The 16715-nt window shown below is 71.9% G+C and carries 15 protein-coding genes; 10 read left to right on the plus strand and 5 right to left on the minus strand.

What is annotated here, in order from left to right; translation table 11 throughout:
* Positions 1–95 precede the first annotated feature (95 nt).
* Positions 96–494: an ester cyclase gene (locus FR742_RS06765; protein WP_148030142.1), complete on the minus strand. Its 399-nt coding sequence runs from the start codon at positions 492–494 to the stop codon at positions 96–98.
* Positions 495–631: 137 nt separating this feature from the next.
* Here FR742_RS06765 and FR742_RS06770 point away from each other — a divergent pair, with 137 nt between their 5' ends.
* Both FR742_RS06770 and FR742_RS06775 read left to right on the plus strand, forming a co-directional pair.
* Positions 632–1729 carry a PrsW family intramembrane metalloprotease gene (locus FR742_RS06770; protein ID WP_187281028.1) on the plus strand — a complete coding sequence of 366 codons (1098 nt, stop codon included), beginning with the start codon at positions 632–634 and terminating at the stop codon, positions 1727–1729.
* A gap of 42 nt (positions 1730–1771) precedes the next feature.
* Positions 1772–2419: a pyridoxamine 5'-phosphate oxidase family protein gene (locus FR742_RS06775; protein ID WP_261808384.1), complete on the plus strand. Its 648-nt coding sequence runs from the start codon at positions 1772–1774 to the stop codon at positions 2417–2419.
* Here FR742_RS06775 and FR742_RS44380 read toward each other — a convergent pair.
* On the minus strand, positions 2416–2589 hold the full coding sequence (locus FR742_RS44380) for a hypothetical protein (RefSeq protein ID WP_187281029.1): 174 nt from the start codon (positions 2587–2589) through the stop codon (positions 2416–2418). The genes FR742_RS06775 and FR742_RS44380 overlap by 4 nt on opposite strands.
* Before the next feature lie 280 nt (positions 2590–2869).
* Entirely contained in the window at positions 2870–3322 is a 453-nt protein-coding gene (locus FR742_RS06780) for a carboxymuconolactone decarboxylase family protein (protein ID WP_148030144.1), read from the minus strand.
* A gap of 146 nt (positions 3323–3468) precedes the next feature.
* On the opposite strand from FR742_RS06780, the gene FR742_RS06785 reads away from it, so the two are divergent.
* Positions 3469–3720, plus strand: a complete 252-nt coding sequence (locus tag FR742_RS06785; RefSeq protein WP_148030145.1) for a hypothetical protein — start codon at positions 3469–3471, stop codon at positions 3718–3720.
* A 51-nt stretch (positions 3721–3771) separates the two neighbouring features.
* A complete protein-coding gene (gene sthA, locus FR742_RS06790; protein WP_148030146.1) occupies positions 3772–5175 on the plus strand; it encodes a Si-specific NAD(P)(+) transhydrogenase in 1404 nt (467 codons plus the stop codon).
* A gap of 6 nt (positions 5176–5181) precedes the next feature.
* On the opposite strand, the gene FR742_RS06795 is transcribed toward sthA, so the two are convergent.
* Positions 5182–5886 (minus strand): DoxX family protein, encoded by a 705-nt coding sequence (locus FR742_RS06795; RefSeq protein WP_187281030.1) that lies wholly within the window; start codon positions 5884–5886, stop codon positions 5182–5184.
* Between the two features lie 35 nt (positions 5887–5921).
* Positions 5922–7451: an MFS transporter gene (locus tag FR742_RS06800; protein ID WP_148030148.1), complete on the minus strand. Its 1530-nt coding sequence runs from the start codon at positions 7449–7451 to the stop codon at positions 5922–5924.
* A 209-nt stretch (positions 7452–7660) separates the two neighbouring features.
* On the opposite strand from FR742_RS06800, the gene FR742_RS06805 reads away from it, so the two are divergent.
* From FR742_RS06805 to FR742_RS06830, 6 genes are all read left to right on the plus strand, one after another.
* Entirely contained in the window at positions 7661–8557 is an 897-nt protein-coding gene (locus FR742_RS06805) for a haloalkane dehalogenase (RefSeq protein ID WP_148030149.1), read from the plus strand.
* Between the two features lie 66 nt (positions 8558–8623).
* Positions 8624–10966 carry an AAA family ATPase gene (locus tag FR742_RS06810; RefSeq protein WP_148030150.1) on the plus strand — a complete coding sequence of 781 codons (2343 nt, stop codon included), beginning with the start codon at positions 8624–8626 and terminating at the stop codon, positions 10964–10966.
* Between the two features lie 101 nt (positions 10967–11067).
* Positions 11068–12054: an ABC transporter permease gene (locus FR742_RS06815; protein WP_148030151.1), complete on the plus strand. Its 987-nt coding sequence runs from the start codon at positions 11068–11070 to the stop codon at positions 12052–12054.
* Positions 12051–12962, plus strand: a complete 912-nt coding sequence (locus FR742_RS06820) for an ABC transporter permease (protein ID WP_148030152.1) — start codon at positions 12051–12053, stop codon at positions 12960–12962. Before FR742_RS06815 ends, FR742_RS06820 begins: the two co-directional genes overlap by 4 nt.
* Positions 12959–14968: an ABC transporter ATP-binding protein gene (locus FR742_RS06825; protein ID WP_148030153.1), complete on the plus strand. Its 2010-nt coding sequence runs from the start codon at positions 12959–12961 to the stop codon at positions 14966–14968. The genes FR742_RS06820 and FR742_RS06825 overlap by 4 nt, the downstream gene beginning before the upstream one ends.
* Positions 14969–15000: 32 nt before the next feature.
* The gene (locus FR742_RS06830) at positions 15001–16689 is read left to right on the plus strand and encodes an ABC transporter family substrate-binding protein (RefSeq protein ID WP_148030154.1); all 1689 of its coding nucleotides are present in this window, start codon (positions 15001–15003) and stop codon (positions 16687–16689) included.
* Positions 16690–16715 lie beyond the last annotated feature (26 nt).

Here is a 16715-nt window from a genome sequence, read left to right on the forward strand (position 1 = left end):
GCGAGGGGTAGATCGTCCGCTAACGAGGTGCCGGTGCCGATCCGGCACCTCGTTCGCGCTTCCGGCCGCGGCGCCGTCACCAGGGTCGGGGCGTGTCAGCCCGTCCCGAGCTGGCGGGAGAGCGACTGGATGTCGGAGATGACCCAGTACTCGGCGAACCTGCCGTCCTCGGCGCGCAGGATGTCGTGGCCGCTGAAGGCGATCCGGGTGCCGGGGGCCGCGGTGGCGCCGGGCATGCCGCCCCGGTAGGCGCCGGCGAAGGTCCAGCGGGCGGCCACGTGGTCGCCGTCGACGACGGGGCCGACGTCGAGGGTGATCGTGACGTCGTCGAACGGCTCGTGTCCCTGGCGGAGCGTCTCGATCAGCTGGTCGGGGCCGTGCACGTCCATGCCCGGCCAGTGGCCGACGAAGCCGGGGGTGACGAGTTCGTGGGCTAGGGAGAATTCGCCCTGCCACAGGTGGAGCAGCCATCGCTCGTACAGTTTCGCCATCATGCCGGTGACCTCTACCCGGGTACGGGGCTTCGATAGATTGCTCGGCGCGTGTTCGCCATGGTTTCGTCAACCGTTCTGAAACCGGGCGTCGATCAGGACGCGACATGCTGGGTGTCCATGGAAAGGGAGGGCCTGCCATGACGGTTCCGCCGCAAACCCCGATGCTCGACCAGCGGCCCAGCAAGGCGCTGATCATCGCCCTGGTGCTGTCCGGCCTGCTGGCGCTGGGCGTGCTCGCGGTGCTGCTGCTGAGCGGCGGGCCCGTCGGCTTCGGTCTGTCGGCGCTGCTGGCCATCGCGCCGCTGCCGGTGTTGCTGGCGGCGGTGCTCTCGCTCGACCGGCTGGAGCCGGAGCCGAAGCTGCATCTGGCGTTCTCGTTCAGCTGGGGCGCGGGGGTGGCGGTGGGGCTGGCCATCCTGCTGAGCGTCGTGGGCATCGAGCTGTTCGCCCGCGCCGGTTACGGTCAGCAGGCCGTGAACCTCATCAGCGCGGTGGTGCTCGCGCCGGTCATCGAGGAGGCGCTGAAGGGCGCCGCGCTGCTGCTGCTCCTGCGGCGGCGGCGGGAGATCGACGGGCTGACGGACGGCATCGTGTACGCGTCCATGGCCGGGCTGGGCTTCGCGACCGTGGAGAACGTCGGCTACTACCTGACGGCTTTCGGTGAGGAAGGGGCGGGCGCGGCCTTCCAGTTGTTCGTCATCCGCGGGCTGATCGACCCGCTCGGCCACCCGGTGTACACGTCGATGATCGGGGTGGGGGTGGCGTACGCGCTGACGCGCCGCAACGCCGCCCGGTTCGCCGCGATCCCGCTCGGCTATCTGGGCGCGGTCTTCCTGCACGCCCTGTGGAACGGCGCGGCCTCCAGCGGGTCGCTGGCGGCGGTCGCCGGCGCGTACCTGGTGATCATGCTGGTGCTCATCGGGCTGATCGTCATCACGGTGGTGGAGCGCAGGCAGCTCGTCTCACGGATGGGCGCCTATCTCCCCTTGTACGGTCACACCGGCCTGGTCACCGAGCAGGACGTGGGGATGCTGACGACGATCGCGGCCCGTCGCGCGGCCCGCAAGTGGGCCAGGGGCGCCGGGCTGGGCCGTGAGATGAGCGACTACCAGCAGGCGGCCACCGAGCTGACGATGCTCCACCTGCGCGCGGAGCGGGAGAGGACGGATCCGGCCCGGTTCGCGGTCGAGCGCGATCTGCTGCTGGGCGCGATGGCCCGGGCCCGCCGCTGGTGACCCTCTCTGGCCCGGAAGCGCTTTCCTGACACAATGTCCGGGATGGGCGTGAAAGGAGAGCGGATGAGCTGGGTGGAGATCGAGTCCGAGGCCGAGCTGCGCGAGCTGCTGGGTGAAGTGATGCCGCGGGCGGCGACGAAGGAGCGCACCCGCCTGCACGACCGTGACCGCCAGTGGCTGGCGACCTCGCCGTTCTGCCTGATCGCCACGGCCGACGCCGATGGCAACTGCGACGTCTCGCCCAAGGGCGACCCGGCCGGGTTCGCCCACGTGATCGACGACACCACGATCGCCATCCCCGAGCGCCCCGGCAACCGCAGGGCCGACGGGTTCCGCAACATCCTGTCCAACCCGCACGTCGGCCTGATCTTCCTGATCCCCGGCCGCAACGAGACGTTGCGTGTGAACGGCCGTGCCCGGCTCGTGCGGGAGGCGCCGTTCTTCGACGAGATGATCGTCAAGGGTCATCGGCCCAAGCTCGCCCTGGTCGTGGAGATCGAGCAGATCATGTTCCACTGTGCCAAGGCGTTCATGCGCAGCGCGCTCTGGCGGCCGGAGAAGTGGGGCCCCGACCCGCTGCCGTCGCACGCCACCCTGGTCAAGGAGCTGCAGACCACACCGGAGACCCTTGAGGAGCTGGAGACGTATTACTCGGACGCCGCCTACCGCAAGAAGCTCTACGAGGTCTAGGCCGCGGGGGTGGGGCCGTCGGGGAAGCGGATCACGTTGCGGCCCGTGTAGGCCCGCAGGTCGACGACCTTCGGATCGACGGCCGCCTGCTTGCGGTGCACGGCCACTGACCGGATGTCGCGGATCTTGTGCGTGGCGATGCGCGGCGGGACCGTCACCAGCCTTCTCATCGTCCTCCCCCCGTGATGTTCCTGTTACCTATGTTATTAACAGAAACCCGGGTAAGGGCGGTGTAAGACAGAAATTCAGTAGGGCAGGCGGCGGCCCGACGGGGATCGCAGGTCAAGGTCCGCGCCGCGGACCGGACGCCGCCTGGTCGTCGTCCTGACGATGCGCACGCGCTTCATGGTGTGCCCCCTCTCGCCTGGCGCCAACCTAACCGGGCGCGCGTCGTACGCTCAACGCATTTGTCCGCACCGGGCGGGCGCCGTGACGCCCGCCCGGTGAGTGTCAGACGCCGCCGCCGGGGACGGCCCGGGTCGTGACGGCGAGCCGGTTCCACGCATTGATCATCGCGACGGCCACCACCAGCGACGCGAGCTGCTTGTCGTCGTAGTGCTCGGCCGCCTCCTGCCAGACCTCGTCGGAGACGCCCTTGCCGTGGTCGGCGAGCCTGGTAGCCTCCTCCGTCAGGGCCAGCGCCGCCCGCTCGGCGGGCGTGTAGACCGTGGTCTCCCGCCAGGCGGCCGCCGACCAGACCCGCTCGTCGCTCTCGCCGTCCTTCTTCAGATCACGGCTGTGCATGTCCACGCAGAACGCGCACCCGTTGATCTGGCTGGCGCGCAGCTTCATGAGCCCGATCGTGGCGTGGGGGATCCCGCAGTTGCCCAGGAACCCCTCGACGGAGAGGAACGCCCGGTAGGGCTCGGGGGCGAGGGCCGCGACGTTGAGCCGCTGAGTCATCGATACCTCCATGGTGAGTCGTAGCCGACGCGACATGGACGGGGCAGCCCCGCTGGATGTGACAGTCCGGAAAAATCTGAATAGGGCGGCCTTCTGCGGATATGAGACCTCTGCACGGACATCACTAATGATCAGGGGGGATCATCATGGCTGTCTGCGAGTCATGCGGCAACGACTACGACATGGCGTTCGAGGTCCGCGCCCAGGGCAGAACCCACACCTTCGACTCCTTCCAGTGCGCGATCGACAAGATGGCGCCGGTATGCGAGCACTGCGGCACCAAGGTCATCGGCCACGGCGTCCAGTCGGGCGACCACTGGTACTGCTGCGCCCACTGCGCCCGGCAGGAAGGCTCCAGCGGCATCGTCGACCGCGTCCCGGCCGGCGCCACCGCCTGACAGCCGGGATTCGGGCTTCTCCAGACCGTCACCGGCACGCACACTGGCGGTGTGGCCGACTTCGATGTGGTTGTCATAGGTTCCGGGCCCGGTGGGCAGAAGGCGGCCATCGCCGCCGCCAAGCTGGAGAAGCGGGTCGCCGTGGTCGAGCGGCGCAACATGATCGGCGGGGTCTGCATCAACACCGGCACGATCCCGTCCAAGACCCTGCGCGAGGCCGTGCTCTACCTGACCGGGCTCAACCAGCGGGAGATGTACGGGCAGAGCTACCGGGTCAAGGACGACATCACCGTCGGCGACCTGGGCATCAGGACCCAGCACGTGATCGGCCGCGAGGTCGACGTGATCCGCAGCCAGCTCTCGCGCAACCACGTGGCCGTCTTCACCGGCACCGCCAGTTTCACCGACCCGCACACCCTGGACGTCACCGACGAGCAGGGACGGGCCGTCAAGATCAGCGGACGGAAGATCATCATCGCCACCGGCACCCGCCCGGCCAGGCCGGAGTCGGTGGAGTTCGACGAGCAGACGATCATCGACTCCGACGGCATACTCAACCTCCAGCGGGTCCCGGAGTCGCTGGTGGTCGTCGGCGCCGGGGTGATCGGGATCGAGTACGCCTCGATGTTCGCCGCCCTCGGCACCAAGGTGACGGTGGTGGAGCGGCGGGAGCGGATGCTCGACTTCTGCGACCTGGAGATCGTGGAGGCGCTCAAGTACCACCTGCGCGACCTGGCCGTCACCTTCCGGTTCGGGGAGACGGTCGCCGCCGTGGAACGCCGGCCGAGAGGCGCCATCACGCTGCTGGAGAGCGGCAAGAAGATCCCCGCCGAGACCGTCATGTACTCGGCCGGGCGCCAGGGCATGACCGACCACCTCGGGCTGGAGCAGGCCGGGCTGGCCGCCGACGACCGGGGGCGGATCGCGGTGGACGCGCACTACCGCACCGCGGTGGAGCACATCTACGCGGTCGGCGACGTGATCGGCTTCCCGTCGCTCGCCGCCACCTCCATGGAACAGGGCAGGATCGCCGCCCAGCACGCCTGCGACGAGCCGCTGGCCGGCATGACCCCGCTGCAGCCGATCGGCATCTACACCATCCCCGAGATCTCCTTCATCGGCCGCACCGAGGACGAGCTGACCAAGTCACAGGTGCCGTTCGAGGTCGGCGTCTCCCGCTACCGCGAGCTGGCCCGCGGCCAGATCATCGGCGACACGTACGGGATGCTCAAGCTGCTCGTCTCACCCGAGGACCGCTCGCTGCTGGGCGTGCACGTGTTCGGCACCGGGGCGACGGAGCTGCTGCACATCGGCCAGGCGGTGATGGGCTGCGGCGGCGCCATCGACTATCTGGTGGACGCGGTCTTCAACTACCCGACGCTGGCGGAGTCGTACAAGGTCGCGGCCCTGGACGCGATGAACAAGCTGCGCCGCGTCGCCCGCTTCGAGCTCTAGTCCGCTCTAACCCTCCGTGGCGCGCCGCGACCGGGGCGCCGGCTTCTTGCGGCCCGCCACCAGCGTGTCGCCGGGGGAGGGGGAGGGCTCCTCGGTGGTCGCCGCGCGCGGCCTCGGGTGCGGCGCGGTGTCTTCGAGGGCGGGCTCCGCTTCCTTGGAGGTACGGGGGCGCGCCGGCTTCTCGGCGGGCGGCTCCTTCTTCCCGGTGGCCTCGGGCTTGGCCGGGGCGGGCGGGCCGGCGGGCTTGTCGGGGTCGCGCAGCGAGGCGATGACCGCGTCCGCCTCCTTGTCGGCGGCGAACTCGTCGGCCGCCGCGGACTCCCGCCGCCTGATCACCACCATGTGGTCGACCGAGACGCGGCCCGCGCCCACCACGGCGAGCAGCAGCGAGGCCGCGCCGAGCAGGATCAGCTCGTTCAGCGTGATCGGGTTCAGCGGCGGGGCCACCCACAGCACCGCGACCGCCTCCGCGAACAGGACCAGCCCCATCACCGACACCATCAGCCCGGCGATCAGCAGCGCGCCGCCCACCAGCTCGATCAGCATGGTGACCGTGGCCCAGGCGCGCGGGGCGGGGGCTCCCTGGGACTGGAACTGGACGCCGGTCTCCATCAGCCCGATTTCCAGCTTGCGCCAGCCGTTGGCGAAGAAGATGCCGCCCACACCCAGGCGGGCCACCAGCGCGGCGAGATCACGGAGGGACTGTCTCACGGTTGTTGACTGCCCTAAGGGGGACATCGCACACCTCAATCACGGCGGAGCAGCATGGCCACCGCGACGGCGGTCAGGCTGAGCAGGACGACGCTCACGACCACGGTCGTGTGCAGGGCGTTGACGAAGGCCCAGCGGGCCGCGTTCAGCAGGGCGCCACCGGCGCTGCCGCCGATCTCCTCGGCGACGTGGGCGGCTCCCGCGAGTGACTGCCTGGCCTGGTCCATGCCCCCGCCGGGGATGCCCCGCACGTCGGGCACCGCGGGCGCGTACGCGATGGTGGTGATCGTGCCGAGCACCGCGACGCCGAGTCCGGCGCCGAGCTCGTAGGCGGTGCCCTCGATGGCGGCGGCGCCACCCGCGTGGGAGGCGGGCGCGGCGGACATGATCGTGTCGGAGGCGGCCAGCAGCGCCACCTGCACACCGAAGCCGATGCCCACGAAGCAGCACGCCAGCATCACGGGATGGCCCTCGACGCCCCAGGTCAGCGTGGGGGTGAGGGCGAGCGCGACGAGCGCGAGGCCGCCGCTCATGGTGGCGCGCATGCCGAGCCTCGGCAGGATGTGCGCGGCGACCAGCCCGCCCGCGACAGCCGACAGCACCAGCGGGAGCATCCGGAACGCGGCGCGCACCGGGGTGTCGCCGAGCACGAGCTGCAGGTACTGGGCGAGCATCAGCTGCAGCCCGACCAGCGCGAACACGCCGAGCAGCACGCCCAGCACGCCGGTGGTGAACTCCCGCCGCCGGAACAGCGAGACGTCGAGCAGCGGCGTCTCCAGCCGGGTCTGCCGCCGGGCGAACCACACCAGCAGCCCCGCGCCCGTCAGGAAGACCGCGACGGCGGCCGGGAACGGCATCAGGCTGCCCGACCCGGCCTCCTTCAGCCCGAAGGCCAGCGCCAGGATGCCGAACACGGACAGCACGGCGCTGGTCACGTCCCACGGGCGCGGCTCGGGGTCGCGGTACTCGGGGAGCATGCGCAGGGCGGCGGGCAGCAGCACGAGCAGGATCGGCACGTTGATCAGGAAGACCGCGCCCCACCACCAGCCGACCAGCAGGCCGCCGATGAGCGGCCCCACGGCGGCCCCGGCGGCGGCGACCGCGCTCCACACGCCGAGCGCGATGGCGCGCTCGCGGCGGTCGGTGAACACCTGGCGGATCAGCGACAGCGTGGCCGGCATGATCATCGCGCCGCCGACGCCGAGCAGTGCCCTGGCCAGGACGAGCGCCAGCGGCGTGGGGGCGAAGGCCGCCCCGGCCGAGGCCACGCCGAACAGCACGAATCCCGCGATGACCAGGCGTTTGCGCCCGTAGCGGTCGCCGAGCGTGCCGAAGAGGATGAGCAGCGGGGCCACGATCAGCGAGTAGACGTCGATGATCCACAGCAGCTGGACCGCTGACGGCTCCAGGGCGGCGGTGAGTGCGGGGACCGCGATGTGCAGGACCGTCGCGTCGACCGTGATGAGCAGGAGGCTCACGCAGAGCAGCACCAGGATCTTCCAGCGGTTTTCCTGATGCTCGCGGCCGGCGCGGCGTGCGAAGGGCACGGCCTGGGTGACGGTCATGGACCTCCTTGCGGGCCGATCCCTTCACAGCGGGCCCGCACGAAACTTGCGTGGCAGCTTATGGCATGCCGCGGGATGGGTGCAGCGGTATCGAATGATCCAGGAATGGCTGTCCGTCTATTGACCGAAATGCCACCATTTATCGGGATCGGCATTCATGGTATCCGGACTCCACGCGCCGGGCCGCCCGCGGACTAGAATCATGTTCTATGCGGATCCTGCGTACACCCGACGACCGCTTCACCGACCTGCCCGGCTTCCCGTACGAGCCCCGCTACGCCGAGGTCGGCGACGGGCTGCGGATGGCCTACGTCGAGACCGGGCCCGCGACCGGGGAACCCGTCGTGCTCCTGCACGGCGAGCCGTCCTGGTCGTTCCTCTACCGCCACGTCATGCCCGAGCTGGCCGCGGCCGGACTGCGCGCCATCGCCCCCGACCTCGTCGGGTTCGGCCGCTCCGACAAACCCGCCGAGCCGTCCGACCACACCTACGCCCGCCACGTCGAGTGGACCCGCGCCCTGCTGTACGACGCGCTCGGCCTGACCGGCGTCACCCTCGTCGGCCAGGACTGGGGCGGGCTCATCGGCCTGCGCCTGGCGGCCGAGCACCCCGGCCGGGTGGCCAGGATCGTCGCCGCCAACACCGGCTTGCCGACCGGTGACATTCCCATGCCCGAGGTGTGGCACCGCTTCAAGGACGCGGTGGCGAGCGCCCCCGCCCTGGACGTCGCCCGGTTCGTGCAGTCCGGCTGCGCCACCCGGCTCTCCCCGGAGGTGCGCGCCGCCTACGACGCCCCCTTCCCGGACGAGTCGTACAAGGCGGGCCCGCGCGCCATGCCGGGACTCGTCCCGCACACCCCCGGCGACCCGGCCGGGCCGGCCAACCGCGCCGCCTGGCAGGTGCTCACCACCCTCGACCGGCCGTTCCTCGTCGCGTTCTCCGACGGCGACCCGATCACCGGCGGCATGGCGCCGATCCTGCGCTCGTCCATGGCCGGCGCCGCGGGCCTGGACCATCCCGTCATCAAGGGCGCCGGTCACTTCCTCCAGGAGGACGCGGGCACCGAACTCGGCCGGCACATAGCCGCTTTCGTGACCTCCACCTAGCGTGTCAGGTCCGCCCACACCGGGGTTCCGTACGGTATAACCGGGGGCGGACACCGGGGAGGCGTGATGCAGGAGTCCGGCAGGGCCCGTCCCGCGGGCCGAGCCGCGGTGCGAGATCTGTTCGAGCAGGTGCGGCTGCGCTATTTCCGGCTTCCCCCCGCCGTGCGCAGAGTGCTGTACGCGGCCATCCTCATCGGGGCGGTCGGCACCGGCGCGGCGCTCGGCTGGGACCTGCTCGACACGTTCCTCACCACCGCGCTCATCCTCTGCTTCGTCGCGCTCACCCTCCGCTTCCCGCAGGCCGCGGCGACCGTGCTCGTCCTGGCGGGCTGGATCGCGCTGCTGCCGCTCTTCTCCCCGCTCTTCCCCGCGCAGCCGATGGCGCCGACCCTGCTCATGCTGCTCGCCGTGCCGGTCGCCGTCGCCGCCCACCTGATCCGCTGGGTCACCCCGTGGATGTCCGCGCTGCTCGCGCTCGTGCCCGCCGGCGCGCTGGCCGCCGCCCTCTCGCTCGTCTCGGAGAACCTCGCCGTCTGGGTCGCCTACGGCGCCGCCGCGGTCGTGCTCGGCTACCGTTTCCTGCTCGCCCGCCGGGCCAGGGCCGAGCTGGGCGCGGAGGAGCGGGTACGGGTGCGCGCCCGCGAGGGCAGGCCCGAGGCGCAGCCGGAGAAGGCCCAGGGCCTGCCGCAGATCTCGGTCGAGGAGGCGCTCGCCGAGCTCGACGCCATGATCGGCCTCGCCCCCGTCAAAGAGCAGGTCCGCTCGATCGCCGCCTCCATCGAGGCCTCCCGGCTGCGCGCCGAGGCCGGCTACACCGCGGGCCGTCCGGTGCGCCACTTCGTGTTCGTCGGCCCGCCGGGCACCGGCAAGACCAGCGTCGCCCGCACCCTCGCCAAGATCTTCTACGCCTTCGGCCTGCTGGAGACCCCTTACGTCGTCGAAGGGCAGCGCGCCGACCTGGTCGGCGAGTACCTCGGCGCGACCGCGATCAAGACCAACGAGCTGGTCGACCGGGCGCTGGGCGGCGTGCTCTTCATCGACGAGGCGTACGGTCTGATCAACTCCTCCGACGGCCAGCCCGACCGGTTCGGCGCCGAGGCCGTGCAGACCCTGCTCAAGCGCGCCGAGGACGACCGCGACCGGCTGATCATCATCCTGGCGGGCTACGAGCAGGAGATGACCTCGTTCCTGTCCAGCAACCCCGGGCTGGCCAGCCGGTTCGCCACCCGCGTGCGCTTCCCCGCCTACTCCGCAGCCGAGCTGGCCCAGATCACCGAGCTCCTGCAGCGCAGGCGCGGCGACACCATGGGCGACGACGCCAAGGCCGCGCTGCTCGGCCTGTACGAGGACGTCCACCGCCGCGGGCTGGTCGACGAGCTGGGCAACGCCAGGTTCGCCCGCAGCCTGGTCGAGGCCGCGGCCCAGGCCCGCGACGTGCGGGTGGTGGGCGCGGGCGGCACACCGACCACCCAGGACCTGGTGACCACCACCACCGCCGACGTGACCAAGGCGTTCGACGAGCTCACCGCCCGCTTCCGCGGCTACGTCGCCACCCCCACCCTGGAGGAGGCGCTCGCCGACCTCGACCGGATGGCCGGGCTCGCCCCCGTCAAACGGCAGGTCCACGCCATCGCCGCGCAGCTCCAGGTGGCCCGCATGCGGCAGGAGCGCGGGCTGCCCACCCCGCCCCAGATGCGCCACTTCGTGTTCGCCGGCCCGCCCGGGACCGGCAAGACCAGCGTCGCGAGGGTGCTGGGCCGCGTCTTCGCGGCGCTCGGCCTGCTCGCCCGGCCCGACGTGGTCGAGGCGCACCGCGCCGACCTGGTCGGCCAGCACCTCGGCGCGACCGCGATCAAGACCAACGAGCTGGTCGACCGGGCGCTGGGCGGCGTGCTCTTCATCGACGAGGCCTACAGCCTGGTCAACCCCGGCTACTCCGGCGGCGACGCGTTCGGCGCCGAGGCCGTGCAGACGCTGCTCAAGCGCGCCGAGGACGACCGCGACCGGCTGGTCATCGTGCTGGCCGGCTACGAGCGCGAGATGGACGCCTTCCTCGCCACCAACCCCGGGCTGTCCAGCCGCTTCAACCAGCGGGTCGCCTTCCCCAGCTACGCGCCGCGCGAGCTGACCGAGATCGCCGTGCTGCTCGCTGAGCAGGCCGGCGACCGCTTCGACGACGACGCGCTCAACGACCTCGACGAGGTCTTCACCTGGGTGTGCGAGGAACGGCTGATCGACGGGCTGGGCAACGGCCGGTTCGCCAGGTCGCTGTTCGAGCGCGCCGCGATGCGCCGCGACGTGCGGCTGGCCGCGGGCGCCTCGGCGGAGGAGCCGGCCAGCGCCGCCGAGCTGACGACGATCACCAGCGACGACGTCCGCACCGCCGTCGACGAGCTTTCCGGACGTTAACCAGACCCCTCTTTGGCACTCGCCTGCGCGGCGCCCGTCGCATCCTGTAGCAATATGGCTACGCAGTGTTGCGGTAGGAGCGGTGTCGCGGAGGAGGGGAGATGGCCGGGTTCCTGGCGCGCAGGCTGGTCAGCTCGGTGGTGCTGGTCGCCGTCGCGGCCTCCCTCGCCTACCTGCTCGCCGCCGCCGCGCTCGACCCGCGCGCCAACTACGCGGGCCGCACTCCCGCCCCGCCGCCCGCCGTCGTCGACGCGCAGCTCACCGCGCTCAACCTGAACGACCGCACCCCCCTGACCGAGCGCTACCTCACCTGGGCGGGCGGAGTCCTGCGCGGCGACTTCGGCAAGAGCGTCAGCGGCGCGCCGGTCGGCGACGACCTCAAGCGGCGGGCCGGTGTCACCCTCCGGCTGGTCCTGCTCGGGCTGGTGTGCGGGAGCGCGCTGGGCGTCATGGCGGGGGCGCTCGCCGCCGCCCGGCAGTACGGCTGGTTCGACCGGCTTTCGGCGGCCGTGTCCTTCCTGCTGCTCGCGGTGCCCGTGGTCGTGCTCGCCAACGTGCTGATCCTCGCCGGCACGTGGGCCAACGACCACCTGTTCGGCGCCCGGGTGCTGCTCGTGGCGGGGGAGGCGAGTGCGGGGCTGGAGGCCGGGCTCTGGGAGACGATCCTCGACCGGGCCCAGCACCTCGTCCTGCCGACCGTCACGATCACGCTCGGGCTCGCCGCCGTGTTCAGCCGCTACCAGCGCAACACGATGCTCGACGTGCTCGGCGCCGACTACCTGCGCACCGCCATGGCCAAGGGCCTGACCAGGCGGCGGGCGCTGATCCGCCACGGGCTGCGCACCGCGCTCATTCCGGTCGCGACCTACTTCGCCTTCACCTTCGGCGCCCTGCTCACCGGGGCCACGTTCACCGAGAAGATCTTCGGCTGGCACGGGCTCGGGGAGCGGCTGGTCAGCTCGATCTTCACCAACGACGTCAACACCGTGGCCGCCATCTCTTGCCTGGCCGCGGTCGCCGTGCTGGTCGCGTCCATGGCCGCCGGACTGCTGCAGGCCGTGCTCGACCCCAGGGTGCGGGCCGGATGACGCTGTCGGAGGAGGTCGCCGAGGAGTCCGCCGGCGACGACGCCGGCCGGCTGCCCCCGCCGTCCAGGGCCAGGGCGGTGACCGGCCGCTTCCTCTCCTCGTGGCAGGGCAGGGCAGGCGCGCTGGTGCTGGCGCTGGTGTTCCTGTTCGCGTTCGCGGGCCCGCTGGTCAGCCCGTGGTCCCACACCGACAAGGACTTCGCCGCGTTCCTGGCGCCGCCGTCGGCCGCCCACTGGTTCGGCACGCTGCAGACCGGCGCCGACGTGTTCGCCGTCACGCTGCGCGGCCTGCAGCGGTCGCTGGTCGTCGGGCTGCTCGCGGCCGTGGTGTGCACGGCGCTGGCCGCGCTCGCCGGGGCGTTCGCCGGCTACTTCCTCGGCTGGACCGACCGGGTCATCACCTGGGTGACCGACCTGCTGCTGGTGCTGCCCGCGTTCCTCATCCTGGCCGTCATGTCGCCGCTGTTCGGGTCCGGGCAGTGGCCGCTGTTCGTGCTCATGCTGGCGCTGTTCCTGTGGATGGTGACCGCCAAGATGGCCCGCGGGATGACGATCTCGCTGCGCGAGCGCGAGTTCGTGCGGGCCGCCCGCTACCTGGGCGTGCCGCCCGTCAGGATCGTGCTCTCGCACGTGCTGCCCAACCTGTCGTCGCTGCTGATCGTCGACGCCACGCTGAACGTCAGCGCCGCCATCCTGACCGAGACCTCGCTGTCGTACTTCGGGTTCGGCATCCAGCCGCCCGACGTGTCGCTCGGCACGCTCATCGCCGACGGCTCCAGGACCGCCGTGTACGCGCCGTGGACGTTCTGGTTCGCCGCCGGGCTGCTCGTGGTCACCGTGCTCGCGGTCAACCTCATCGGCGACGCGCTGCGCGACGCCTTCGACCCGACAGCGAGGGAGCCGCGATGACCCCCGCGCTGGAGGTGACCGACCTGCGGGTCACGCTCGGCGGGGCGCCCGTCGTGCGCGGCCTCGGCTACGCCGTGCGCAAGGGCGAGGTGCTCGGCCTCGTCGGCGAGTCGGGCTGCGGCAAGTCGGTGTCGGCGGCCGCGGTGATGGGCCTGCTGCCGCCCGGCGCCCGGGTGACCGGCTCGATCCGGCTGGGAGGCAGGGAGCTCGTCGGCCTGCGCGAGCGGGAACTCGCCGCCGTCCGCGGCAGCGCCGTCTCGATGGTGTTCCAGGACCCGCTCTCCGCGCTCACCCCGGTCTACCGCGTCGGCGACCAGATCGCCGAGGCCGTCCGCACCCACCAGAAGGTGACCAAGGAGCAGGCCGCGGTCCGCGCCGTCGACCTGCTCGACCTGGTCGGCATCCCCGACCCGGCCCGGCGGGCGCTGGCCTTCCCGCACGAGTTCTCCGGCGGCATGCGCCAGCGGGTGCTGATCGCCATGGCCATGGCCAACGACCCCGACGTGATCATCTGCGACGAGCCGACGACCGCGCTCGACGTCACCGTCCAGGCCCAGGTGCTGGAGGTGCTCAAGACCGCGCAGCGCCAGACCGGCGCCGCCATCGTCATGATCACGCACGATCTCGGGGTCGTGGCCGGCTTCGCCGACCGGGTGCTCGTCATGTACGCGGGCCGCCCGGTCGAGTCCGGCGACGTGGACGACGTCTTCTACCACGCCCGCATGCCGTACACCGCCGGGCTGCTCGGCGCGGTGCCGCGGATCGACGCGGCCGGCAGGGCCGCGCCCGCGCCGATCGACGGCGCCCCGCCCGCGCCCGGCGACCTGCCGCCCGGCTGCCCGTTCGCGCCGCGCTGCCCGCTGCGGGTGGAGGCGTGCGACGAACGCGAGCCGCCGCTGTTCGAGGTGGGCCCGGGACACCGCGCCGCGTGCATCCGCTGGGACGAGGTGAGCCCGCCGCTCCCCGCGCCCCCGGGCAGGACGGGGCCGGGCGCCCGCGGGCCGCGCACGGTCCTGGCCGTCGACGGGCTGGTCAGGCACTACCCGCTGGTCAAGGGCGCCGTGTTCAGGAGACGCGTCGGCACCGTCCACGCGGTCGCCGGCATCAGCTTCGACATCCGCGAGGGCGAGACGCTCGGCCTCGTCGGCGAGTCCGGCTCGGGCAAGACCACCGCGCTGACCGAGATCCTGGAGCTGACCCGCCCGCAGCAGGGCCGCGTCGTGGTGCTCGGCCGCGACACCGCCGCGCTCACCGCCGCCCAGCGGATGGAGATCAGGCGTGACGTGCAGGTCGTCTTCCAGGACCCGCTGGCCTCGCTCGACCCTCGGATGACGGTCCACGACATCCTGGCCGAGCCGCTGCGCACGCATCGGCGGGGCGATCCCCGGCGGCGGGTCGGCGAGCTGCTCGCCCTGGTCGGGCTCGACCCGGCGCACGCCGCCCGCTACCCGAAGGACTTCTCCGGCGGCCAGCGGCAGCGCATCGCCATCGCCCGCGCGCTCGCGCTGGAGCCGCGCCTGCTGGTGCTCGACGAGCCGGTCTCCGCGCTCGACGTGTCGGTCCAGGCCGGGGTGCTCGGGCTGCTCGGCGCGCTCAAGACCGAGCTCGGGCTGTCCTACCTGCTGGTGGCGCACGACCTGGCCGTGGTGCGGCACATCGCCGACCGGGTGGCCGTCATGTACCTGGGCAGGATCGCCGAGATCGGCCGCGCCGACGCCGTCTACACCGCGCCCGCTCACCCGTACACGCAGGCGCTGCTGTCGGCGATCCCGCTGCCCGACCCGGCCCGCGAGCGCGCCCGCGAGCGGATCCTGCTCACCGGCGAGCGGCCCGACCCGGCCTCCCCGCCGTCCGGTTGCCGGTTCCGCACGCGGTGCCCGACGTTCCGGTCGGTGCTGACGGAGACGGAGCGCGGCCTGTGCGCCGACACCGAGCCCGAGATGCGGCCGCTGGGCGAGGACCAGTCGGCCGCCTGTCACTACGCGGAGAGGCTCGCCGTCGTCTGACCCGGCTCGTACCCATTGGAGGAGAACCACCCATGAAAGCCCCGTTGACAGGCGTGCGGCTCGTCGTCGCCGCCGTACTCGCGCTGACCCAGGCCGGCTGCGGCACGCGCGGCCCCTCCGGCGGCGCGGGGCAGGGCGACGACACGATCAAGGCGTCCGACATCAACCTCCAGCCGCGCGACAAGGTCAAGGAGGGCGGCACGCTGCGCTGGGGCATCAACGAGTTCCCCACCCAGTGGAACCGCAACCACATCGACGGCAACCTCGCCGTGGCCGCGGTGGTCAGCAACGCGCTGCTGCCGTCGGCGTTCACCTCCGACGGCAACGCCAGGCTCTCGGTCAACCGCGACTACGTGCTGGAGGCCCGCATCACCGACCGCAGCCCGCACCAGGTCGTCACCTACACCCTCAATCCCAAGGCCCGCTGGTCCGACGGCAAGCCCATCACCTGGGCCGACTACCGCGCCCAGTGGGAGGTCATGCGCGGCGCCGACCCGGCCTTCCGGATCGTCTCCGCCACCGGCTACCAGGACATCGCGAAGGTCGAGCGGGGCGCGGGCGAGCACGAGGTGGTGGTGACGTTCACCCGGCCGTTCGGCGACTGGCAGGCGCTGTTCGGCCCGCTGCTGCCCGCCTCCGTGAACGAGAACGCCGAGGCGTTCAACTCCTCCTGGGTGAACGCGATCCCGCTGACCGCCGGGCCGTTCAAGGTCGGCGCGCTCGACCAGACCGCCAAGACCGTCACGCTCGTCCGCGACCCCGCCTGGTGGGGGGACCGCGCCAAGCTGGACCGGATCGTCTACCGCGCCGCCGAGCAGGACTCCCTCACCGGCATGTTCGGCAACGGCGAGCTGGACGTGGCCGACATCGGGCCGTCCGCCCCCGACTACGCCAGGGCCAGGAGCGCCACCGGCGCCCAGGTGCGGCTCGCCGCGGGGCCCGACTTCCGCCACTTCACCCTCAACGGTTCCAGCGAGAAGCTCCGCGACGTGCGCGTGCGGCAGGCGATCCAGCTCGGAGTCGACCGGATGTCCATCGCCCGATCGGATCTCCAGGGTCTCGACTGGCCCGCCACGCCGCTCGGCAACCACTTCTTCATGCCGACCCAGGAGGGCTACCGCGACAACGCGGGCAGCTTCGGCGCCTACGACCCGGAGCGGGCCAAGCGGCTGCTGGACGAGGCCGGGTGGAAGCTGGACGGGACCGTACGGAAGAAGGCCGGAGACCCTCTGGACCTGCGGTTCGTGGTGCCGGCCGGGTCGCAGCTCAGCAAGTCGGAAGGCGAGCTGGCGCAGAGCATGCTCGCCAAGATCGGGGTCAAGCTGACCATCCAGGCGGTCCCCGGCGACGACTTCTTCACCAAGTACGTGATCCCCGGCGACTTCGACATCGCGCCGTTCGCGTACATCGGCACCCCGTTCCCCGTGTCGAGCAGCTACGGCGCTTACGTGAACAGCCCCGACGGCAAGACCTGGAACGCCAACCTGGGGCGGTCCGGCTCGGACGACATCGACGCCGCGCTGGACCGCGCGGTGGCCGCGCTGGACCCCGCCAGGGCCCGCGCCGCGGTCAACGCCGCCGACCGGCTCATCTGGGCGCAGGCCAACGTGCTGCCCCTCTACCAGCGGCCGCAGGTGGTGGCGGTCAAGGACACCCTGGCCAACGTGGGCGCCCGCGGCTTCCACGACCTCCGCTACCAGGACATCGGCTTCACGCGCTGACGTCGTTGTCGGGGGCGGCTGGTAGA

The organism is Nonomuraea sp. C10, from assembly GCF_008017515.1.
In the GTDB taxonomy this organism is placed as follows: Bacteria; Actinomycetota; Actinomycetes; order Streptosporangiales; family Streptosporangiaceae; genus Nonomuraea; species Nonomuraea ferruginea.